This is a genomic window from Chitinophaga japonensis, assembly GCF_007830125.1.
Taxonomy (GTDB): domain Bacteria; phylum Bacteroidota; class Bacteroidia; order Chitinophagales; family Chitinophagaceae; genus Chitinophaga; species Chitinophaga japonensis.
Genome location: NZ_VLLG01000003.1, coordinates 1,535,489 through 1,558,422 on the forward strand (window position 1 = coordinate 1,535,489; position 22,934 = coordinate 1,558,422).

The 22,934-nt window shown below is 55.4% G+C and carries 14 protein-coding genes; 6 read left to right on the forward strand and 8 right to left on the reverse strand.

Annotated features, from left to right (window positions below; genetic code table 11):
* Positions 1 to 219 precede the first annotated feature (219 nt).
* The gene (locus LX66_RS15265) at positions 220 to 3,459 is read left to right on the forward strand and encodes an AsmA family protein (protein ID WP_145714977.1); all 3,240 of its coding nucleotides are present in this window, start codon (positions 220 to 222) and stop codon (positions 3,457 to 3,459) included.
* Positions 3,460 to 3,462: 3 nt separating this feature from the next.
* On the forward strand, positions 3,463 to 4,278 hold the full coding sequence (locus LX66_RS15270; RefSeq protein ID WP_145714979.1) for a penicillin-binding transpeptidase domain-containing protein: 816 nt from the start codon (positions 3,463 to 3,465) through the stop codon (positions 4,276 to 4,278).
* A 2-nt stretch (positions 4,279 to 4,280) separates the two neighbouring features.
* Here the strand turns inward: LX66_RS15270 and LX66_RS15275 are convergent, their stop codons facing one another.
* The 4 genes from LX66_RS15275 to LX66_RS15290 all read right to left on the reverse strand — a co-directional run bounded on the left by LX66_RS15275 (position 4,281) and on the right by LX66_RS15290 (position 10,431).
* Positions 4,281 to 5,405: a Gfo/Idh/MocA family protein gene (locus LX66_RS15275; RefSeq protein ID WP_145714981.1), complete on the reverse strand. Its 1,125-nt coding sequence runs from the start codon at positions 5,403 to 5,405 to the stop codon at positions 4,281 to 4,283.
* Positions 5,406 to 5,508: 103 nt separating this feature from the next.
* Entirely contained in the window at positions 5,509 to 7,050 is a 1,542-nt protein-coding gene (locus tag LX66_RS15280) for a SulP family inorganic anion transporter (RefSeq protein WP_145714983.1), read from the reverse strand.
* A 174-nt stretch (positions 7,051 to 7,224) separates the two neighbouring features.
* The gene (locus tag LX66_RS15285) at positions 7,225 to 7,683 is read right to left on the reverse strand and encodes a YciI family protein (RefSeq protein ID WP_145714985.1); all 459 of its coding nucleotides are present in this window, start codon (positions 7,681 to 7,683) and stop codon (positions 7,225 to 7,227) included.
* 69 nt (positions 7,684 to 7,752) lie between these two features.
* A complete protein-coding gene (locus LX66_RS15290; RefSeq protein WP_145714987.1) occupies positions 7,753 to 10,431 on the reverse strand; it encodes an alpha-L-rhamnosidase in 2,679 nt (892 codons plus the stop codon).
* Positions 10,432 to 10,602: 171 nt separating this feature from the next.
* On the opposite strand from LX66_RS15290, the gene LX66_RS15295 reads away from it, so the two are divergent.
* Positions 10,603 to 12,213: an alpha-amylase family glycosyl hydrolase gene (locus LX66_RS15295; protein WP_145714989.1), complete on the forward strand. Its 1,611-nt coding sequence runs from the start codon at positions 10,603 to 10,605 to the stop codon at positions 12,211 to 12,213.
* Here the strand turns inward: LX66_RS15295 and LX66_RS15300 are convergent.
* Positions 12,210 to 13,856 carry an alpha-amylase family protein gene (locus tag LX66_RS15300; RefSeq protein WP_145714991.1) on the reverse strand — a complete coding sequence of 549 codons (1,647 nt, stop codon included), beginning with the start codon at positions 13,854 to 13,856 and terminating at the stop codon, positions 12,210 to 12,212. The genes LX66_RS15295 and LX66_RS15300 overlap by 4 nt on opposite strands.
* A 216-nt stretch (positions 13,857 to 14,072) precedes the next feature.
* Between LX66_RS15300 and LX66_RS15305 the strand changes: the two genes are divergently transcribed.
* The 3 genes from LX66_RS15305 (at position 14,073) to LX66_RS15315 (ending at position 16,453) form a co-directional block, all read left to right on the forward strand.
* Complete coding sequence (locus LX66_RS15305; RefSeq protein ID WP_145714993.1) at positions 14,073 to 14,501, forward strand: VOC family protein; 429 nt, start codon at positions 14,073 to 14,075, stop codon at positions 14,499 to 14,501.
* 109 nt (positions 14,502 to 14,610) lie between these two features.
* On the forward strand, positions 14,611 to 16,035 hold the full coding sequence (locus LX66_RS15310) for an MATE family efflux transporter (protein ID WP_145714995.1): 1,425 nt from the start codon (positions 14,611 to 14,613) through the stop codon (positions 16,033 to 16,035).
* 43 nt (positions 16,036 to 16,078) lie between these two features.
* Entirely contained in the window at positions 16,079 to 16,453 is a 375-nt protein-coding gene (locus tag LX66_RS15315; protein ID WP_145714997.1) for a DoxX family protein, read from the forward strand.
* Between the two features lie 96 nt (positions 16,454 to 16,549).
* Here LX66_RS15315 and pafA read toward each other — a convergent pair whose 3' ends face one another.
* The 3 genes from pafA to LX66_RS15330 form a co-directional block, all read right to left on the reverse strand.
* Positions 16,550 to 18,187, reverse strand: coding sequence for an alkaline phosphatase PafA (gene pafA, locus LX66_RS15320; protein ID WP_244620412.1), 1,638 nt, complete (start codon positions 18,185 to 18,187; stop codon positions 16,550 to 16,552).
* Between the two features lie 69 nt (positions 18,188 to 18,256).
* Positions 18,257 to 19,843 (reverse strand): RagB/SusD family nutrient uptake outer membrane protein, encoded by a 1,587-nt coding sequence (locus LX66_RS15325; protein WP_145715001.1) that lies wholly within the window; start codon positions 19,841 to 19,843, stop codon positions 18,257 to 18,259.
* 21 nt (positions 19,844 to 19,864) lie between these two features.
* Positions 19,865 to 22,915, reverse strand: coding sequence for a SusC/RagA family TonB-linked outer membrane protein (locus LX66_RS15330; protein WP_145715003.1), 3,051 nt, complete (start codon positions 22,913 to 22,915; stop codon positions 19,865 to 19,867).
* Positions 22,916 to 22,934 lie beyond the last annotated feature (19 nt).

A 22,934-nucleotide genomic window follows, 5' to 3' on the forward strand; every position in this document is an offset into this window, starting at 1 on the left:
CCAAAAGTCATTCCAGCCACATCAGGCTCTGCTATGCCGGAATCCCGGTTTTAACATATTATAAACCAATAAATTGCCCGGAAGGTTCGTTTTAACAACCAGCGGAGGCGATATTTTTTGTCGGGTAATCCGGCCTGCCGGTCTTTTTTAACGAACAGCTTTTTTCGCAGTGTTGTATCTTCGCGCGCGAAAACAGTCGCGCGGTTAAATCCTCTATCCATGACACAAAGAACTAGGAAAATACTGTTCCGGTTTATCCTGATACCTGTTGTTGCCCTTTTGGTCCTGATCGGTATAGCAGCCACCATCCTGTATTCCCAGCAGCGCCGCCTGGTAGCGCTGGCAGTAAAGGAGCTGAATAAGCAGTTGGCCGGGGAACTGGTGGTTGGCGGCAGCAATATTTCCCCCTTCCAGAACTTTCCCTACATTTCCATCCGCCTGCAGAACGTGCAGTTCTACCGGAGCAAGCGCAAAACCGGCCAGCCCATATACGAAGCGGAGCGTATGTACGTTGGCTTTAGCCTGCCGGACATATTGCAGCAGAAATACCATGTAAAAGTGATCTTCCTGAAGAACGGCCACCTGGACCTGGTGCAGGACCGTCACGGCCGGCTGAATATCGTGGAGGCCAGCCGCATGGATACCGATACCGCCGCGGTAGCCGATACTACGGCTACGGAGCTGGACCTGGATGTGAAGAAAGTGGTGCTGAGGAATATGCGCATTGCTTACCTGGACCAGCAGAGCGGGCACCGCGTGGCCGCGGATATTGACAAGATCAAATCCTCCTTCCGGGTAGACAGCGTGCATATTTACGCGGACCTGCAGGGGAAGATGCTGGTGGACTACACCCGCCCCGGCGACACCACCCTGTTCCGCCATAAGCACCTGGCCGCGGATATCAGGCTGTCATACGACAAACCTACCCGGATGCTGCAGTTGCCCGTGGGCAGCCTGCAACTGGAAGATGCTGTTTTCAACATTACCGGGAAGGCGGACCTGGCGCATGATAACACGGTGGATTTCAAGATCAAAGGCGATAAGCCGGATTTCAGGCAACTGTTTGCCTTTGCACCGGAAAACGTGGCCAAAGAGCTGGAACATTTCCGTTATAACGGTCACCTTACTTTTGACGGTACGGTGAAAGGCCCGCTGAAGGACGGTCAGCTCCCGCTCATCACGCTGAACTTTTCCTGCGCCAATGCCTGGCTGCATAATACCGAAGCGGATAAAAAACTGGACTCCCTGGCCTTCAAAGGATATTATACCAACGGGGCGGAGCATTCCCTCAAAACCTCGGAGCTGCGCCTGCTGAACATGTACGCCCGGCCGGACAAAGGCATTTTCCAGGGCAATTTCGTGATGCGCGATTTCACGGACCCGAAAATACTGATGCAACTGAACTCCGAGCTGGAGCTGGGCTTCATCGGCGCTTTCCTGGGTATAAAGGACCTGCAGCGCATTACGGGCCATGTGAGCCTGAAAATGGACTTTAAGGAGCTGGTGGACGTGAGCGTGCCGGAGCAGTCCATGGGCAAGCTTACAAAGGGCATACAGAGCGAGCTGACGGTGCGCGGGCTTACCTTCCGCATTCCTTCCTACCCGTACATGATAGAGCGCCTGAACCTGCATGCGGACATGCGCAACGGTTTTGTGAACCTGGATACCCTGTCCTTTTACATCGGCCAGTCCGATTTCCAGATGAAAGGATCGCTCAGCGACCTGCCGGCCATTTTCCACCAGCAGCAAAAACCGGTGCGCCTGACCTTCAGCGCGCGCAGCAACAAAATGGTGATGAAGGAGCTGCTGGCGTTTGACACGGCTAAAAGCCGGCGGGCAAAGGAAGAGATCTACGGCTTTAACATCGGCATGTCATTGCAGACATCCGTACAGGAAATACTGCACCCCGATCCGCTGCCCAGGGGCCAGTTCCGGCTGGAACGCCTGAACGCCGCCTTCAAGCATTACCCGCATGCTTTTCATGATTTTGGGGCGGAGCTGACAATTGCGGATACGGTGCTGCGCCTGCGCAATTTTGCCGGCAGGATAGACAGCAGCGACCTGCGTTTCAGCGGCCGCGTGATCAACTATGCGCTGTGGTTTGACAAGGTGATGCGGGGCAAAACCCAGGTAGCCTTTGACTTTAAGTCCCAAAGGCTGGCTATGAAGGACTTGCTGGGGCGCATCAGCAGCAGGCATGTACCAAAGGATTACCATGAAGAAATAGGCTCCAACATCTGGCTGCGTTCCAAAATTGACCTGCGCTATGATTCTACTTTCCGGTTTGCGAAGGTCAGGATCGCCAATATTTCCGGTGAGCTGGAAAAGCATGCGCTCCGGCTGGAAAATATCAGCGGCGGCATGATGTTCAGTCCCAACAAGTTCATCCGGCTGGATACGCTCCGGGGAAAGATCGGGCGCAGCGATTTTGACATCAGCATGCGGATCTACGCCGGGGATGACAGCGTATACCGGAAACGGGAGAACTACCTGCGTTTCAACTCCCGCTTCCTGGACGTGGACCAGCTCACGAATTACCGCCTCACGGCCGCGCAGGATACGGCGCCGGCCATTTCCAATATGCCCGCCGCCAACGCCGCAGTAGCGAAGACCTCCAAACATGCCAAAGCGTTCAATATCTTTGAAATACCCTTTATTGATTTCAATGCCACCGTGAACATCGGCCGGGTGAAATATCACCGCCTCTGGCTCAAAGATGTATCCACCAAAGCGCGCATGCTGTCCAACCAGCACCTGTACCTGGATACGCTCACAATGGGCGTGGCCGAGGGCAGGATAGCCGCCCACGCGCATTTCAACGGCAGCAACCCGGAGAAGATATACCTGACCAGCCGTATCAACGTGGAGGATGTGAACATAGAAAAGATGATGCTGAAGCTGGATTACCTGGGCCAGGACTACGTGATCAACAAGAATATCAAAGGCCGGCTGAACGGGCAGATCAGGGGCTATATGCGGGTGCATCCCGACCTGACCCCGCAGATAGAGCACACGGCCGCCCGGCTGGATGTGGACATCCACAACGGCGCGCTGGTGAACTTTGCGCCCATGCAGGCCATGGCATCGTACTTCAAGGACAAGAACCTGAACATGGTGCGCTTTGACACCCTGCGCAACAAGCTCACGTTCCGCAACGGCGAGCTGACCATCCCGAATATGAACATCAATTCATCCCTGGGCTTTATCGAAATATCCGGCAAACAATCCCTGAACACACAGATGGAATACTACCTGCGCATTCCCATGAAAATGGTGACCCAGGTGGGCTTCCGCATGCTCTTCGGTAAAAAGCAGGAAGAAGTGGACCCCGACCAGGTAGATGCGATAGAATACCGTGACAAGGATAAGAAGATACGTTTCATGCACCTGAAGATCACCGGTACGCCGGACGATTATAAAATAGGCCTCGGCAAAGCGGCCAAAGTAACGAAATCATAGATAATGAGATCTGTACTGTTAATTCTTGTACTTGCATGTACCGCATTCGCCGTAAAGGCGCAAACCCGGGCCTCCCTGAACCAGCCTTTCGAGGAGTGCCATATGAAGGGAAGCATCACCGTTTATGATTACAACGAAAAAAAATGGATCACCAATGATATCCGGGACAGCCAGTATCCTACGCTGCCCGCCTCCACCTTCAAGATCGTGAATACCCTGATCGTGCTGGAAACCGGCGTGGTGGCCGACGAGCACGAGATTGTGCCATGGCCGGGCAGTACAGACACGGTGAAGTACGGCTTCCGGCCGGACATCTACCACGATATGGATATGGCGGAGGCCTTTAAACGCTCCGCCGGCTGGGTGTACCGGGAACTGGCCAGGAAAGTGGGACGGGAGCGCTACCGGGACTATCTTACGCGGTTGCATTATGGTAATGTAGACCTGTCCATAGCTGACCCGGACTTCTGGAACTACGGCCCTTTTGCAGTGTCGCCCGCCAACCAGTTGGAGGTGCTGGTAGGTATCTATGAAGAGCGCTATCCCTTCTTCTCGAAGAAAGCCTATGCCACCCTGAAGCAGCTAATGATAGCAGAGCAGCAGGAAGGATATACCATCCGCGCCAAAACCGGCTGGACTATGGAAGGTGGAAAGGACACCGGGTGGTGGGTAGGCTACGTGGAAACGAAAGACAATGTGTATTTCTTTGCCACCCGCATTATAAAAGACCGCACTACGGTGAACCGCGACTTTAACAAATGCCGGATGATCATTACAAAAAAAGTATTGCGGCAGTTGGGAATACTTCCTGCTGCGTAGGGTTATGACAGTTGTTGCTTATCCCCGGTCCTGCAGGCCTCGTAGATGGCGTCGATGATCTTCAGGTCCCGGACGCCTTCTTCGCCGCTCACGTCCACTACAGGCTGCTTGCCGTCCAGGATAATGCCGGCCATTTCATCCATCTGGAGGGTCTGGTGGGTAATATGCGGCTGCGTTAGCTCTCCTTTATGCGTGCGGCCTTTAATAGGCCCGTAACCGGTAGAGGGTTGCATTTCGGCAAAGCCTTTTTCACCGTTCAGGAAAAAGCGGTCCAGGTGGCTCATGTTGTAGGTAGAAAGGCAGGAAGCCACGGCCCCGCTGGGAAAGCCCATCTGGAACTGGATAGTTTCATCTACGCCTTCCTTAAACTTTTCCGGGTTGGTTTTGGTTTCCTGGGCGGTGATCCATACGGGTTCTTCGCCGGTCATATAACGGGCGCCGTTAATGGCATAAATGCCGATGTCCATCAGTGCGCCGCCGCCGGCCAGTTCCCTGTTCAAACGCCACTGCGTGGGATCGCCGATAGTAAAGCCGCATTGCCCCTGGAAGAACAGGATCTTGCCAAACTCCCCGGCTTTGCGCATACGGATCACTTCCAGCGTTTTGGGCTCAAAGTGCATGCGGTAGCCTACCAGCAGCTTTACGCCGGCCTGGTTGCAGGCGTCCACCATTTCCTGCCCTTCCTTTGCATTCACCGCCATGGGCTTTTCGCAGATGGCGTGCTTGCCTGCTTTGGCCACCCGTATCACCTGGTCGTGGTGGAGGCCGTTAGGCGTGATCACGTATATGGCGTCAATATCAGGATTATCTTTTACCTGGTCGAAGTTCTCGTAGTTATAGCAGTTCTTTTCAGGAATGTTGTACCGGGCCTGCCAGGCTTTGATCTTGGACGGGGTGCCGCTGATCACGCCGGTGAGCCTGGCCCGCTTGCAGTCCTGCATGGCTTTGGCTACGCGCGTGCCGTAGCTGCCCAGCCCCATAATGGCTACACGCAGTACCGGCCCGTCGTAGGGAGTGTTGTAAAAGTTTGCATATTCGGCGCTGCCGGCCAGGTTTTGCAAAGGCAGGAGTGGCAGGGCCATGGCAGAGGCGGCCAGTTTTTGCAGAAAATCGCGACGTGAATTCATAAGCTACGAAGATGCTGAAGGTTAATAGTAACCAATTTAAGGATTCTGCTTATAATCTCACAAATTACTTGACCTGCGGTTGCTGATGGCAGCGCCTGCTATCTTATACCTTGTCTACCGCCACGCGGTAATGCGGATCTTCCAGCACATTCACCTCAATAATGGAATCTGCGTTCTTCAGCAGCAGTTTGCAGTCTTCGCTGAGATGGCGGAGATGCAGTTTTTTGCCCGCCTGCTTGTATCGCTCTGTCAGGCGGCTCAGGGCTTCAATGCCTGACATGTCCATAATGCGGCTGTCCCTGAAATCGATGATCACTTCCGCTGGATCGTTCTGCACGTCGAACTTTTCATTGAAGGCGGCAATGGCCCCGAAGAACAGCGGGCCATATATCTCGTAATGTTTTACGCCCTGCTCGTCCACGTACTTTTTGGCGCGAATGCGTTTGGCGCTTTCCCAGGCAAATACCAGCGCGGATATGATCACGCCGATCAGCACGGCCAGGGCCAGGTTGTGCATGAGCACCGTAATGGCCGCCACCAGTATGCCTACAAAAATATCGTGCAGGGGCATTTTACCGATCATGCGGATGCTGGCCCATTCAAAGGTGCCGATCGCCACCATGATCATCACGCCGGTGAGCGCCGCCATGGGCACTTTCTCTATCAGCGAGGAGCCGAACATGATGAACACCAGCAGCATCACGGCGGCTATAATGCCGGACAGGCGCGCGCGGGCGCCGGAGGAGATATTGATCAGGCTTTGCCCGATCATGGCGCAGCCGCCCATGCCGGAGAACAGGCCCGTCACGATGTTGGCCGCGCCCTGCGCCGCTGCTTCCTTATTGCCACGGCCGCGGGTGCCGGTAATTTCATCGATCAGGTTAAGGGTAAGCAGGCTTTCGGTGAGGCCTACGCCGGCTATTACCAGGGAATAGGGAAAGATGGTTTTCAGCGTGTCTAACGTAAACGGCACATCCGGGATATGGAAGGGTGGAAAGCCACCTTTGATGGAGGCAAGATCGCCCACGGTGCCGGTATCAACGTTAAAACCGATCACGATAGCGGAGATCACCAGGATGGCGGTTAGTGAGGAGGGGATAGTCCGTGTAAGCCTGGGCAAGCCCCAGATGATCAGCATGGTGAGCAATACCAGTCCCAGCATCACGTATAGCGGCGTGCCGCTCATCCAGTGCAGGTTGCCGGCGGCATCTTTTGTTTTGAACTGCACCAGTTGCGACATAAAGATGATAATAGCCAGCCCGTTCACAAAACCGAACATCACGGGATGGGGCACCAGGCGGATGAATTTACCGAGGCGCAGCAGGCCGGCTGCTACCTGTAAGATGCCTGCCAGCAGCACGGCTGCAAAAATATACTCCGGTCCGTGGGACTTGGCAAGCGCTACGATCACAACCGCTACTGCTCCCGTAGCGCCGGAGATCATGCCTGGCCGGCCGCCGAAAACAGCCGTTACCAATCCCATGGTAAAAGCGGCGTACAGGCCGGTAAGGGGGGAAAGGCCGGCAATGAGCGCAAAGGCCACCGCCTCCGGTATCAGCGCCAGGGCCACGGTAAGGCCGGATAAGATCTCGTTTTTGTAATTTACCTTTTGTTTAAAGTCAAATAAGTTAAAGTAAGCCTTCATGTTCATGATGGTTTATAAAAAGAAACAAGTATGTGCGTAAACTGAAATGAATAGGGAATGCACGCTGCCGCCGGCAGCGTTGTTAAGCAGTGCAGGTGCTGCTCATCATGGTGGAGTAACCGCTGAAGATGTAAATGTGTTGTTCATTCCGAGCGCGAAGGTATTAAAAAATATCTAAGGTTGCATCTTTTCTATCTTTTCATGCACTTCCAGGTATACCGGCAGCGCGGCGGAGCCGTACCATTCAAACAGCTCTGCGTCCAGCAGGCCGGCTGCTATTGCGGGGTCCGTGCGCAGCAAATCACTGGCCGCTGCGATGGTTTTTACGTCAAAAATGAAAATGCCGCGATAACTGCGTTCGTTCTTTCCCAAAGGGCCGGCCACCACCAGTTTTCCTTCGTCCGCCAGTCGCTGGATATTGGCCATATGTCCGCGGAACAGGCTGCGCAGCGTGTCTTTATTGTTAATTTCTTTTGGCCCTGTTTTCAGCATGACCAGCACATACATTTTCATGCCGTACTCGTCCGCCCCCAGGGAATCGGCCAGCGCCTTGTCGTAGCGGGGATTGCTGGTCTGGGCGCTGGCTGCGGCACAGCAAAGGCATAAGGACATTATTGAGATGAACCGTTTCATGACAATACGTATAAGGGGTAAGTTAAGCGTGTCTTACCCAAATGTAACGTAAAATATACAGCCAGCCGGCTATTTTATCTCAAAGCGGTACTGCCCGGCTGTTACCGTGTAGGTGTCACCGCTGCCACCTGCCGTGGTATGCACCTTTTGCCCTGCCGGTACTTCCAGGCGGATGGTAGCTGTGGTATTGGCCGGTATGGTGGCGGTGTACACCACGGCATTGCCGGCGCGCTTCCAGGCGGAAACGATGTTGCCATAAGGGCCGTTATGCGTGGCCTCAAAATGCTCCAGTCCTTTCACAAAATGGGGTTCCAGCAGGATGTGCCGGAAGCCGGGCGCCTTTTCATCCGGCAGGATGCCGCCGATGCCTTTGTACAGCCAGGCGCCGATCTGCCCGAACATAATGTGGTTGCGGGAAATGTCGGACTTGGCGTCAATGGGCCAGTTCTCGTAAAGGGTGGTGGCCCCGTTCACGATCCACCATCCCCAGGAAGGGAAGGTTTCCTGGCTGGCCAGCCGGTAAGCGGCATCTGCATAGCCGTTCTGGCTCAATGCGCCCAGGATAGCTTTGGTGCCCAGCAGCCCCACGTCCAGGTGAAAATTGTCCTGCTCCACCCGTTTGGCCAGGTTGGCGGCCACCTTGCTTTTTAACCCTTCCGGCACCAGCCCCCAGTACAGCGGCACGCTCAGCTCCGTTTGCAGTCCTTTGCCGTAGATGCCGGTGGCGGTGTCCAGGTATTTGGCGTTAACGGCGCTGCGGATCTTTTCCGCCAGTGCGGCGTACTGCTGCTGATCCTGCGCATGGCCCAGTATGCCGGCGGCTTTGGAAAGGATCAGCGCATCCACGTAGTAGTAAACAGAAGAAGTGAGCTCCACGGGAGACACGGATTTCACCGGCACCCAGTCGCCCAGCCCCCAGGTGGTGAGGCCCCCGGGGCTTAGCTCCGTGATGTGGTCTACGTAACGTTTGATATTGTCATAGCAATCCGCCAGCAGCGTGGTATCGCCGTAAAAGAGGTAAATGTTCCAGGGGATGATGGCAATGGTGCTGGTCCAGTCCGGACCGTTGGCCCATTCATATCCCCAGCCACTGGTGGGAATGATGGCGGGGAGCACGCCGTTGGGCTGCTGTTCGTCCCGGTGGTCGGCCAGCCATTTTTCATAGATCGTGATGCCGTCAAAGTTATACAGCCCGGTCTCTATGGCGATATGCGCATCGCCGGTCCAGCCGTTCTTTTCCCTTTGCGGACAGTCCGTGGGATAGCCGAACAGGTTAGAGAGGTAGGCGTTATTGGTGGCTTCCCATATTTTATTGATAACCGGGTTGGACGTGCTGATATGGCCCACCGGCGGCACATTGCTGTGCATGAAGTACGCCGTCAGGCTTTCTTTACCCAGCGTTAGCGGCCGGCTGCTGGTTACTTCCACGTATTGAAAGCCCTTGTAGTTGAAGCGGGGCATGAAAGTTTCAGCGCCTTTGCCCGACAGGATGAATATATCTGTCTGGAAAGGATCGCTGTCGTCCGTAGGACGGTAATGCACATCTATGTTGGACTGGTCCACGCGGCCGTCTGCACGGAGCTGCTCGCCGTGTTTCAGGCGCAGCACTGTACCGGCTGGTCCGCTGGCCGTGATGCGGCTTACGCCTGCAATATTGCGGCCCAGGTCAAATACATAGGTGGTGTCATTTATTCTTCGTATGGTCCTGGCCGGTACGGTTGTTACGTGCTCAATGGGATGCAGGGCCTGCGCTACAATGTGTTGCGAAGGGGCGGAGCGGTAGATCACGTCCTTCCAGGCGGTATCGGCAAATGCAGGCGTATGCCAGCCGGGCTGCTCACGCCGTGCATCATAATGCTCCGCGGTATAGATGCTGTTAAAGATCACCGGCCCCTGGGATGTTTTCCATTCCTTGCCGGTGCTGATGGTCTCCACGCTGCCGTCCTCGTAGGTTATGCGGAGGTCCATGCAGAATGCGGGCCTGCCCCGCCAGGGCGCTTCATGAAAATACCATACGGCGGTGGACTGGTGATTGTACCAGCCATTGCCCAGCATTACGCCAACGGCGTTCCGGCCGTTACGGAGCTGTGCTGTTACATCATAAGTTACATACAGCGTACGCCGGTCAAAACGGGTGTACATCGGGTCCAGGCGATGGTTGCCGATGCGGTTTCCGTTCACATACAGCTCATACAGGCCCGCTACGGCAATGTAAGCCCTGGCGGACCTTACCTTTTTGCCGGTTTCAAATACCCTTCTGAAAAGTGCGGCAGGCTGCAGCGCGGTGTTGCGGGTATCGCTGATCCAGGCGCCTTTCCAGTGGCGCATGCCCATCATGCCCGTCTCAAACCTGGCTGTTTCCGGGGCTGGGCAGGGCTTCCCGTCCTTGTCCCATACGACTACTTTCCAGAAGTAGCGGGTAAAGGGCTGCAGGGGCTTCCCCGCATATACGGCCCGGCAGTCGTTGCTGCTGATGCGCGGAGAGGCCCACATATCGCCCTTTTCCACGGCGGCGGAGTCGGTAGATACGTATAGCCGGTAAGCGGTTTGCCGGGCGCCGGGCCGTTCGTCTGCCAGGCGCCAGCTCAGGCGCGGCCGGGGGGCGTCAATGCCCAGCGGGTTGGCCAGGTATTCACATAACAGGCCGGCCGGCTGGCAGGGCTTCTGCGCATAGATACAGGAAACGGATAAAAACAGGCTGAGCGTAAGGAAAACTGCATAACGGAAATGCCGGCTGGATATTTTCATGCTGTATAAACGATTGATGATCTGTGGAATAATAGCTGTATAAGCGTATCCGGCGGTAAAATAACCAAAATGATAGTACAGCGCAACCCATACTGTCCTGTACGCGGCAGCGGGCGGGAACTTTGGCAGAAATGTTGTGCGCAGTATCCTGCACGTAAAGCAATATCCGTTATGAGCAATAACAACAGTAAATGGTGGCAGACCGGTATCCTGTACCAGGTGTACCCGCGGTCTTTCCAGGACAGCGACGGCGACGGCATTGGCGATCTGAAAGGCATTCACCGGCGGCTGGACTACCTGGAATGGCTGGGCGTGAATGCCGTCTGGATCTCGCCCATATACCCTTCGCCGATGGCGGATTTCGGTTATGACATCAGCGACTATACGGATATTCACCCCTTGTTCGGTTCCATGGAAGATTTTGATGCGCTGTTGCAGGCGGTGCATGACCGGGGCATGAAGCTGATCCTGGACCTGGTGCCCAATCATACATCCGGCATGCATCCCTGGTTCCTGGAGTCGCGCTCTTCCCGCGACAACCCGAAACGGGACTGGTACATCTGGCAGGACGCCCGGCCGGATGGCTCCCTGCCCAACAACTGGCTGAGCGTATTTGGCGGCAGCGCCTGGGAATGGGATGAGCACACGCAGCAGTATTATTACCACGCTTTCCTGAAAGAGCAGCCCGACCTGAACTGGCGAAACCCCGGGGTGCAGGCGGCCATGTTTGACGTGATGCGGTACTGGCTGGCAAAAGGAGTGGACGGTTTCCGGGTGGATGTCATGTGGCACATGATCAAGGATGCCCAGTTGCGCGACAACCCGCCCAACCCGGATTACCAGCCATACATGGGCACCTACCAGCAACTGTTGCCCATTTATTCAACCGACCAGCCGGAGGTGCACGAGATTGTGCGCCGGATGCGCGGTGTGCTGGAAGAGTTTGACAGGGAACGGGTAATGATCGGGGAGATCTACCTGCCTATCCAGCAACTGGTGGCCTATTATGGTACAGACAACCAGGGGGCGCACCTGCCTTTCAACTTCCAGTTGCTGATGCTGCCCTGGGACGCCACGCAATTATCCGCAGCCATAGACCAGTATGAAGGCGCTTTGCCCGCGCAGGGCTGGCCCAACTGGGTGCTGAGCAACCACGACAAAACGCGCATTGCCAGCCGGGTGAGCCTGTTGCAGGCCCGGGTGGCGGCCATGCTGCTGCTCACGCTGCGCGGCACGCCCACCATTTATTACGGCGACGAGATAGGCATGCGCGATGTGGCCATCCCGTTTGAAGAAGTGCAGGACCCGCAAGGGCTGAACATGCCGGACAAGAACCTGAGCCGCGACCCTGCCCGCACCCCCATGCAGTGGGATAACAGTGAAAACGCCGGCTTTACGGAAGGCAAACCATGGCTGCGGCTGGATAAGGCCTACAGCCGGGTGAATGTGCGCGCCCAGAAAGAAGATCCTTACTCCATGCTCTCCCTGTACTGGCGCATGATACGCCTGCGCAGCCAGGAGCCGGCGCTCATGGAGGGGAAGTACATCCCTGTATATTCGGATACACAGGTGCTGTCCTTTATGCGGCAGCAGGAAGGGCAGGCCTCTTTCCTGGTGGTGCTGAACCTTACGCACCGCCCCTGCTACTTCCGGCCGCCGGGCTTTTCCTTTAAAGGGAAGGTGGAAATAGCCACTACGCCTGAAATGGAAGGCAGTGCCGTGAGCAGCACCATTAGCCTGGACGGGGATGAAGGGGTGCTGATACGCCTGGAAAACGGTTAGTGCGCGACACCTTCCACCGGCGGCAGCGGCCAGCGGTACAGCCAGCGATAGCCGTAGGGACCTATACGGATATGGTCCCACTGGCCGTCGAATGTTTCATAGGGATGATCGGATAATATTTCTGTAATGCACCTGCCGTCACCTTCCGGCAGGTCCAGCGTTACGCTGCATTCCTGTTCCGTAAAATTATGCAGGGTAATGGCAATGCTGGTGCCTTGCCGGGATATATGCGCCAGCACGCCCGGGTGATCCGTTTCAACAATATCGTACCAGCCCCAGCCAAAGGCGGGGTATGCCTTGCGGGTATTGATCATGATGGAAATGGTGTTCAAAAGGGAGGCCGGCTGGTGGGCCTGTTCGTAGACGTTTACTTTCTCGAAGCTGTATTCCCCGCTGCTGATGGCAGGTTGCACCAACTGGTCTGCAGGAGCGGAGGAAAAGCCGCCATTGGCCGTATGGGCCCATTGCATCACCGTGCGCACGCTGTAGCGCTCCTTTTGTGAAAGCAGGTCGCCCATGCCGATCTCTTCCCCGTAACGGAGTACAGGCGTGCCCGGTAGGGAGAACAGCAGGCTGTAGGCCAGCTTTATCCGCCTGCTGTCATTGTGCAGCATAGGGGGTAGCCGCCTGCGGATACCGCGCCCGTAAATACGCATATCATCCTCCGGGGCAAACTGCTTCATTACCAGTTCCCGCTCTTCTGCCGTAAGACGCTCCAGGTCCAGCTCATCATGGTTCCGGATAAAGTTGGCAAACTGTTCCACGGTATTTACATGCGGCAGTATTTTCAGGGAGTGGGTCAGCGGTTCTGCGCTTTGCCTGGCCAGGGCCAGGAAGAGGTAGTTATTCAGGTAAAAGTTCAGCAGCATGTGCAACTGGTCGCCGTTACCGAAAAAGTCCTTGTAGTTATAAGGTTTGGTGTCGGCTTCGCCCATCAGCACCACATCGGGATCGCGCGTTACGGCAAATTTCCGCAGTTCCCTCAGGAAGTCATGCGGGTCGCCATCGAATTGCTCCGTTCCTTTTTGCCGCAGCATATGCGGTACGGCGTCTATGCGGAAACCGTGCACGCCCAGCTCCAGCCAGAAACGGACCACGTTCCTGATCTCTTCCTGTACGGCGGGGTTGGACACGTTGAGGTCCGGCTGGAAATCATAAAAGGTATGGTAGTACCATTCGCCGGCCGTTTCATCGTAGGCCCAGTTGCTGTCCTGTACGCCTTTGAAGATAGGGTCCGGGCTGTCATTTTCCGGTTTTTCCCTGGCCCATATGTAATACTTGCGGTACTTGCTGTTCGGGTCCCGGCGCGCTTCCCGGAACCAGGGATGCTGGTCCGAGGTATGGTTCACCACCAGGTCTACCAGTATCCGGATGCCCAGCTCCTTTGCCTTGTCTACCAGCAGGATAAATTCCTGCAGGGTGCCCAGCTTTTCATCCACATCATAATGATCCGTGATGTCGTAACCCCCGTCCTTGCCGGGAGAAGGATAGAAGGGCAGTATCCAGAGGCAGTTGATACCCAGGCCGGCCAGGTAGTCCAGGCATTGCATCAGCCCCGTAAGGTCGCCGGTGCCGTCGCCATTGCTGTCCTTGAAGGTCCTGACATCCAGCGAGTAAATAATTGCATTTTTATACCAATACATGTTGCCGTGCTTGTAGCGGTATTGCTGCAAGCGTCATGCCATGGGGAAAATGTCGCAATTCCCCCCTTACAATGTCGTATCCGCTACCCAGCCAAGCGGATAGTTCCCTATAATTTCGCACTTACACATGGGAGTGCTTATATTTGCAGGCACAAAAGCCCAAGATCAAGCTCCCTGAAAAAATAAGCATTCTCTAATCAATTAAAACCACAGACCATGGCAACCATCAATCCTTACCTCAATTTCGAGGGAAATTGCGAGGCCGCCTTCGAGTTCTACAGGTCCGTTTTTGGTGGATCGTTCACCACCAAATCATACCTGAAGGACGCGCCTTCCGATCAGCCCGTACCACCGGAATATGACAATATGATCATGCATATTGCGCTTCCGATCGGCCCTTCCGCCGTCCTCATGGGCAGCGACCGGCCCAAAACGTTCGGGCCCATGACCACGGGCGATAACTTTCACATTGCGGTGCACCCGGCCAGCGAAGCAGAGGCGGACCAACTGTTCAACGGCCTCGCTGCAGGCGGACAGGTGATCATGCCGATGAACAAAACGTTCTGGGGCGCCTACTTCGGTATGCTGAAGGACAAGTTCGGCGTACAGTGGATGGTGAACCACGATCTTAACCAGCAGCAATAGGCTGGAGAAAGTTATCAGCGACTGTGGCCTTTCCGCTTCTTAATTCCTGAAGCATACTGTAGCAGCCTTTTATCCGTCATTCTATTTTAAAACATTTAAAAGACCACTTATGCCGCAACAATCGATGACTACGAACAAAGTATCGTATATCTTTTCCCTGATCAAACAATCCCTCCGCGGTGAGGACATGGACTATACCACGGGCAGCCTTCGCAAGGCCGTATTTACCCTGGCTATTCCCATGATCCTGGAAATGTGCATGGAGTCTGTATTTGCCGTGGTGGACCTCTATTTCGTCGGCCACCTGCCGGATGCCAGCCATGCCATACAAACGGTAGGCCTTACGGAATCCGTGATCACCATCGTATACTCCCTGGCCATTGGTATCAGTATGGCCGCAACTGCCCTGGTGGCGCGCCGTATCGGCGAAAAGAACCCGGACGCCGCCGCGCATGCCGGTGTGCAGGCCATCTGGCTGTCGTTTTTCGTAACGGCCGTTATCAGCGTGGCAGGCTACATCTTTGCAGCGGATATCCTGCGCCTGATGGGCGCTGAGGAAACGACTGTGCAAAAGGGGGTGAATTATACCCGGGTAATGATGGGCAGCAGCCTGGTGATCATGCTGCTGTTCCTGATCAACGGTATTTTCCGCGGCGCGGGCAATCCCTCTATTGCCATGAAAAGCTTGTGGCTGGCCAATATCTGCAATATCATCCTGGACCCGCTGTTCATCAGGGGCATCGGTCCGTTCCCGGAAATGGGGCTGACCGGCGCAGCAGTGGCTACGGTAACCGGCCGTGGCATAGGCGTGCTGTACCAACTGTACCATTTATCCAAAGGCAGCGGGCAGATCAAGATCAAAGCCCGTCACCTGAAAATAGACTGGCCGGTGATCAGATCGGTGATCAAGATCGCGTCACCCGGCACTTTCCAGTTCATCATCGCATCCTGTAGCTGGATATTCCTGGCCAAGCTGGTGGCGGAAACCGGTGGTGATTACGGTTCCGCAGGTTACCAGACCGCGGTGCGCCTGCTTATTTTCTTCATACTGCCGGCCTGGGGGCTGAGCAATGCCGCCGCTACGCTGGTGGGGCAGAACCTGGGCGCCAAACAGCCGCAGCGGGCGGAAGACTCCGTGCTGAAAACCACCAAGTACAACGTGATCTTCATGATGTGCGTAACCGTACTGTTCCTGGCAGGCGCAGAGTTCTTTATCTCCTTCTTTACGCAGGACCCGCAGGTGAAAGCCATTGCGGCCGATGCGCTGCGCATCATGAGCGCCGGTTATGTTTTCTACGGTGTGGGCATGGTGATGATCAACGCCTTTAACGGCGCGGGTGATACCTGGACGCCTACATGGATCAACTTTATTGGTTTCTGGCTGTTCCAGATACCGCTGGCCTACCTGCTGGCCCGGTACCTGCAAATGGGGCCGCTGGGCGTGTTCATTGCCGTACCGGTGGCGGAAACGGCTATCAGCATCACGGCCTTCGTGCTTTTTAAACGGGGCAAGTGGAAGAAGGTAATGATATAAGCAATTAACTGTTAGTAAACGCCTATAAAACCTACATTGCAACATGAAGAAAGTAAAAATTATCTACTGGATCTTTACCATACTGCTGGCAGCAGGGATGGCCTTTTCCGGCATTACCAACCTTTTCCCGAGCCCGGAGGCTTTCGCCGTTTTCGAGCACCTGGGGTACCCGGACTACCTGACGTATTTGCTGGGTGCAGCCAAGGTGCTGGGCGTGATCGCCATCCTGACGCCCGGCTTCCCGCGGCTGAAGGAATGGGCCTATGCCGGTTTTGTAATTGACTTTACCGGCGCCACCTATTCCCTGATCGCGGTGGGCGATCCTCCCGCTGCCTGGGGAGTTATGATCATCCCGTTTGTACTGGTGGCGGTATCCTACATCTACTATCACAAAAAGCGAAAGCTGGAACAGGCGTGATGGGTGAATGTTAAATGTAAAAGTAAAATGCAGCGAACGCTATGTCGCTGCATTTTACTTTTACATTCAAGATTTTACATTCATCATTTTACATTTTTATTCTGCACCGGTAACGCTCGTCACCGGTTTGCCCACACAGCCGTTCGGCATCTGTATCTGCAGCATGGCGGCAATGGTGGGCGCAATGTCTGTCATATGCACCGTTTCATTGCTGGCGCCGTGCTTTACATGCCAGCCCATGAATACAAGCGGAATATGTATGTCGTAAGCATTCCAGTTGCCATGCGTGGTGCCCTTTGCCGCGCCCTGGTACCAGCCGGGTTCGGGAATGATCACCACGGAGCCGCAGCGTTTGGTATTATAACCGTTGATCACCATGCTTTTGAGCGGCTCCGGCAGGGGGCTGCTGCCGATATTGTCCACATCCGCGGCAAACTGGATGCCCGGCAGGCGTTGCAGGTACTGCACCGATGCTTTTTTGATGGCATCGTAATCCAGGTTGGCGGCTTCTATTTTCGGGATATCGTAGTTCACATGATAGTTCATGCCGTTGCGTACCAGGCCCTTTACGCCGAAACGTGCGGCCAGCAGGCTGTCCAGGCCGGCCATGATCTTCCTGTCCTGCACCAGCCCGGCCGGCATTTTATGCTCCTGCATAAAACCTACGGAGTTGGCCGCTCCGTGATCCGCTGTCAGGAACACCAGGTAGTTGCCTTTACCCACGCGCTGGTCCAGGAAACGGAAAAAGTCCGCCAGGTCCCTGTCCAGGCGCAGGTAGGTATCTTCCACTTCTATGGAGTTGGGCCCGAACTTATGGCCTACATAATCCGTGGAAGCGCAGTTGATGGTCAGGAAATCCGTCGCCTTGCCCGCGCCTAGCTGGTAGCCCTTTACGGCCTCTTTTGCAAAGTTCAGCGTAAGCGTGTTGCCAAAAGGTGTTATGCGCAGGCTGCCGCGGTCTTTCTTGTATATCTCCGGCATATTGTGCGGGAATACCGGCGCTGTTTCCCCGGTGAAGGTGCCTTCCCAGTCCGCATTGTCCGCCGTGCTGTGCCGGTAGGTGCTGATGGGGTAGAGCGTTTCCCAGGGCCTGGACATGAGCTGCGCCGGCTCCCTGCGGTCATTGAAACGCTGCGCCCATTCCGGCAGCTCCTGCATGTAAAAAGTGCTGGTCACAAAGCTGCCGTTGCTGTCGTCCAGCCAGAAAGCGGCATTGGCGGCATGGCCCGCGGGCAGTATGGCCGCGCGATCCTTGAGGGATACGCCCACTACTTTAGAACGGAAGTTGCTGGCAATGCGCAGCTCGTCCGTAATGGTGGTGGCCAGCAGGTTGCGCGGCGACATTCGTCCTGCATTGGTTGTGGTGCCTACGGGCTGTACGATGGTGTCTTCCGTGCAGTACCAGCGCCGCCCGGTCAACTGGTCGGTCCAGTCATTGCCGGTAATACCATGGATGGCCGGTACGGAGCCGGTATACACCGTGCTGTGGCCCACGGCGGTAAAGGAGGGCAGGTGGCTGATATAGGTGTTCTCGCAGGAGAAGCCCTCTTTCAGCATCCGCTTAAAGCCGCCTGCTTCATACCGGTCGTAATAGCGGTATAAATAATCCCAGCGCATCTGGTCCACTACAATGCCCACTACCAGTTTGGGCTGCTCCTTTTCCTGCGCTGCCGCCGGCATGCATTGCAGTAATGCAAAGGCGCCGCCCAGCAGCACAACGGAAAATGTCTTCATGATTCCCTTCATAGTTAAATAATTGTGATGACGTAACAGGCTGGTAAATTAATTATTCATTATTAATTATTAATAATTCGGGTTCTGCGTCAGTTCCGGGTTCAGGTCCCTTTCCACCAGCGGGATGGGCCACCAGTAATCCCTTTGCGGGTTGAAAGAACGTTTCTCCAGGAATTTGCCGCTCCAGGTATATACGTTGGCGTTCAGCACGGTTTCGGCTGTTTTCCAGCGGCGGATGTCATTATAGTACATGCCTTCGCCGGCCAGCTCTATACGCCTTTCATGGCGGATCTCTGCGCGTAGCTGGTCCTTGCTGAGCCCTGCCGGCAGGTGCGGCATATCGATGCGGTCGCGGAGGGCGTTCAGCGCTGCATAAACGGTGGCGTCCGGGCCGGCTGCTTCATTCTGCGCTTCGGCATACATCAGCAGGATATCGGCATAGCGCAGCACAATGAAATTGGTCTCGGACTGCCCGGTTTTCAGGTCGGACAGGTTGGACGGCGGCGCCGCGCTGTCGTAGATGCTGTATTTCTTCATTCCGAAACCGGTTACGGCAAAACGGGTGGAGTCAATCGTTTTACCCCGGTACATATCACCGGGATAGGTAAAGGTGGCGTATAAACGCGGATCGCGGTCCTGGTACGGGTTGGCCGGGTCGTAACCGGAAGCTGGGTCGGATGTGGGCAGCCCGTTCTTCATGTAATAGGCCTGCGCCAGGTCCAGCAAAGGCGCATTGGTGTTGTACTGGGTGCAGATGAGATCGAAGGAGCTGCCCTGGTTGGGGAAGATGTACTGCACATCAAAGATCACCTCCTTGTTGTTCTCGTTGGCCGGCAGGAACAGGGCGCGGTAATCGTCAAACAGGCCGTAGGTGCCCAGGTCCATCACGGCTTTGGCCGCAGTAGCGGCCGCCTGCCATTTGGATACGTCGTTGGCGGTGTTCAGCAGGGGGCTGGCCTCGTACAGCAGCACCCTCGCCTTCAGGGCCATGGCAGCGCCTTTGGTGGCACGGCCTTTATTAGCGCCGCTATAAGAGGGCGGTAATACGGCTGCTGCTTCGTCCAGGTCCTGCAGCACCTGCTGCACTACTTCCGCACGGGGGGTACGGGGCAGGTCCGCCTGTTCATCCAGGTTCGGCGGGTCCAGTATCAGCGGCACATCGCCGTAATAGTTCTGCAGCGTGAAGTAGTAGAGCGCGCGCAGGAATTTGGCTTCCGCTTTCATCCGCGTTTTCAGGTCTTCGTCCATATCCGGCACTTCGTCCACTTTGGCCAGGAAGGTGTTGCAGCGGCCTATCCCGGAGTAGCAGTCGCCGAAGCGGTAGGGGATGATGCCGTCATTGCTGGCTTGCTGCTGCCCGGTGGCAACCAGGTTGAATGACATGCCGCCGCTGTAGTTGATCGCGTTGGGCGACAGCGTTTCTTCCCACAAAGCCGTTGTATTGGCGGAGCCGGGGCCGTTGTCCTGGCCGCCGTACAGGCCGTCGTAACGGAGTACGGCATAGCAGCCTACCAGCCCGGCATTGGCCGCTTCCGGGGTGCTCCAGAAAGTGGCCTCGGTATACCGGTCGTGCGGGGAAGTATCCAGCAGGCTTTTGTTACAGCCTGCAGCCAGGAAACCCGCGCAGGCGATCAGCAGATATATTTGCTTCTTCATCGTCATCATGTTTTACTTGGTTTAGAAAGTAACGTTCAGGCCACCGTTAAATGTTTTCAGCATCGGGTAGCGGTACACTGTTGTCTGGTCCAGGATGGCTTCCGGGTCAAAGTCCTTGTACTTGGAGAAGGTGAGCAGGTTCTGCGCGTTCACAAATACGGAGAGCTTGCTGATCTTCACTTTGGACAGCCAGTTGTCCGGCAGGGCGTAGCCCAGTTGTATGTTCTTCATACGCAGGTAGGAATTATCCCTGATCCAGAAAGTGGAGCGCTGGAAGTTGTCAATAGCACCGGTGCTGGTAGTAAGGATGGGCAGCCGGGCGTCGCGGTTTTCAGGCGTCCAGGCATCGGTAGCCCATTCCCAGGTGGCGTTGGCCCCGTTGTTGAAAGGATAGGCCAGGTTGGCGGTGGGCAGCACTTTAACGCCGGTAATGCCCTGGAAGGCGGCGTTCAGCGAAATGCCTTTCCAGCCCAGGTTCAGCCCGAACCCGTAGGTCACTTTCGGGAACATGGAAGATGCGTTTACCACTACGCGGTCGTCGCCATTGATGATGCCGTCGTTATTCTGGTCCCTGAACTTGATGTATCCCGGTTTGGTGTTGGCGCTTTGTTTGGCGTGGCGGGCTACTTCGTCCTCTGTCTGGAAAATGCCTTCTGCTTCCAGCACATAGAAGGACTCCATGGGCAGGCCGGCTTTGGTAATGGTGCCGCTGCCGTAAATGATCTCGCCCTGCAGGTCTACCACCTCGTTCTTGTTGTAGGACACGTTGCCGTTAAAGGAGTAATCCAACTGGCCGATATTGTTCCGGTACTGCAAGGTCACTTCCAGGCCGGTATTGTCTACTGTGCCTACATTCCTTTTCGGGCCGCCCAGGTTACCTACCTGCGCGGCAATATTTACCGGGCGCAGGATGTCGGTAGTACGTCTTTTATAGGCATCCACGGTAAAGGCCATGCGGTTCTCCCAGAAGTTTACATCCACACCGGCATTATAGGTAGTGGTGGTTTCCCAGTGAATGGTAGGATCGGCATAATCCAGTACCGCCGCGCCGGAATTAAGCGTGCCGCCAAAGCTGTAGTCCTGGCCCAGTCTTACAGTAGGGTCGTAGCTGTAAAGCGCTACGGCCTGGTTCCCCATTCGCCCTGCGGATACGCGCAGCTTCAGGAGGTTGAAGAAGTTGGACTGGAAAAAGTTTTCCTTGTCCACACGCCAGCCGGCGGACGCGGCCGGGAAGAAACCCCAGCGTTTTTCCGGGGCAAAACGGGAGGAACCGTCGGAACGGAAGGAGAGCTCCAGCAGGTATTTGCCGTCATAGTCATAGTTCAAACGGCCGAAATAGGATTCCAGCACATCGCGGGTATAGTTGCCGCTGGTGGCATTCCATACCGTACCGGCATCAAAGGCGTCCAGCGTACCATCCAGGTAGCCGTACATGCTGGTGGCCCAGTTGTCCTCGTCAAAATTATCGTAGCTGGCGCCCAGCATTACGGACAGGTTGTGCATCCGCGCAAACTGGTGCTGCCAGTTCAGGGTATTGTAGAAGTGGATGTTCATGTTGTTCCAGTCTTCTTTCGTGGACCTTGGCGCCGTGGCCGGGCTGTTCCAGTTAATGGCCGCCCCGGTTTTCGGGTTGAAGGTCTGCATGCGCGGGGTGAAGCCGCTCAGCAGCCCGTCGTATTTATCCACGCCGAACTTGATGTTGTAGGTAATGTCAAAGGGTAGCTTGTATTCCGCAAACACGGTAGCCAGGAAACGCTGCACCACTTTCTTGTACAGGCCGTTGTATGCGATCATGCGCGGGTTCTCCCAGTTGTTGCGGCCCAGGGTGCGGAGCCAGGAATTACCATAGCGGCCATCCTGCAGGGTATCCGTCAGGATGGGCAGGGCCCTGGAAAGATATTGCCAGACGTTAGTATAGAAGGGCTCCGTATAGTCGCGGTAGTAACCGTCCAGTGTTACGCCTACTTTCAGTCTTTCATTCACGTTCATGCTGGCGTTCAGACCCAGGGAATATTTATTCTCGTGGTTGCCGGGGCCAAAAAGCACGCCGTCCCTGTTCAGGTAGCCTATTGAAAGGCGGTACTGGTATTTATCCGTGCTGCCGGATACGCTCAGGTCGTGCTTTTTAATAACGCCGTTCTTCAGCGCTATGTCGTACCAGTTGTTGGCAGGGTAGGTGAAAGGGTCGGTGGCCATGCCCTGCTGGTATTCTGCAATGTCGTCTTCCGCATATTCGGGCGCTTTCCCTTCGTTGATGTTCGCCTGGTTCTTCAGCCGCATATAAGCGATCGGGTCGTCTATAATATCCGGCAGGTACGTGGGTTTTTGTATACCATAATAATAGCTGTAATTAACGCGGGAGGTGCCGCGGCCTTTTTTGGTGGTGACCAGCAATACGCCATTGGCTGCACGGGAACCGTAGATGGCGGCCGCTGCATCTTTCAGCACGGTTACACTTTCAATGTCGTTCGGGTTCAGCTCGTCCATGGAGTACTCGATACCATCTACCAGCACCAGCGGGTTGCTGTTGTTCATGGTGCCTACGCCGCGTATGCGGATGGTGCTCCTGTCCACGCCGGGCTGGCTGTTGCTCAGGTTGGCAAACACGCCGGGCACACCCTGCAGGGCGTTACTGATGTTAGTGAGCGGCTGGCCCTGCTTATCCACCATGTCTACGGTAGTGATAGCGCCGGTGAGCGTGGCTTTCTTTTGTGTGCCATAGCCTACTACCACTACGTCGTTCAGCTTCTGCACATCTTCTTCCATCGTCACATTCAGCGTTGTGTTACCGGATACTTTTATTTCTTTGGGCAGGTACCCTACAAAGGTGAATTTGAGGGTGGCGCCGGCAGGTGCGCTCAGCTTAAAATTACCGTTCACATCGGTGGCGGCGCCCCTTGAAGTGCCTTCTATCAGTACGTTTACGCCTATCAGCGGCATGCCGCCGGGGGCTGTAACTTTCCCGGTAAGGGGCAGATCCTGCGCCTGCAGGGTGCTTACAGTGAGCAGAAAGATTCCCAGCATCAGCGCCTTTAACAGGCCCGATGTACGGGATCGTGGTAACAGTTTCATAAACGTTTGTTTTTTGCAG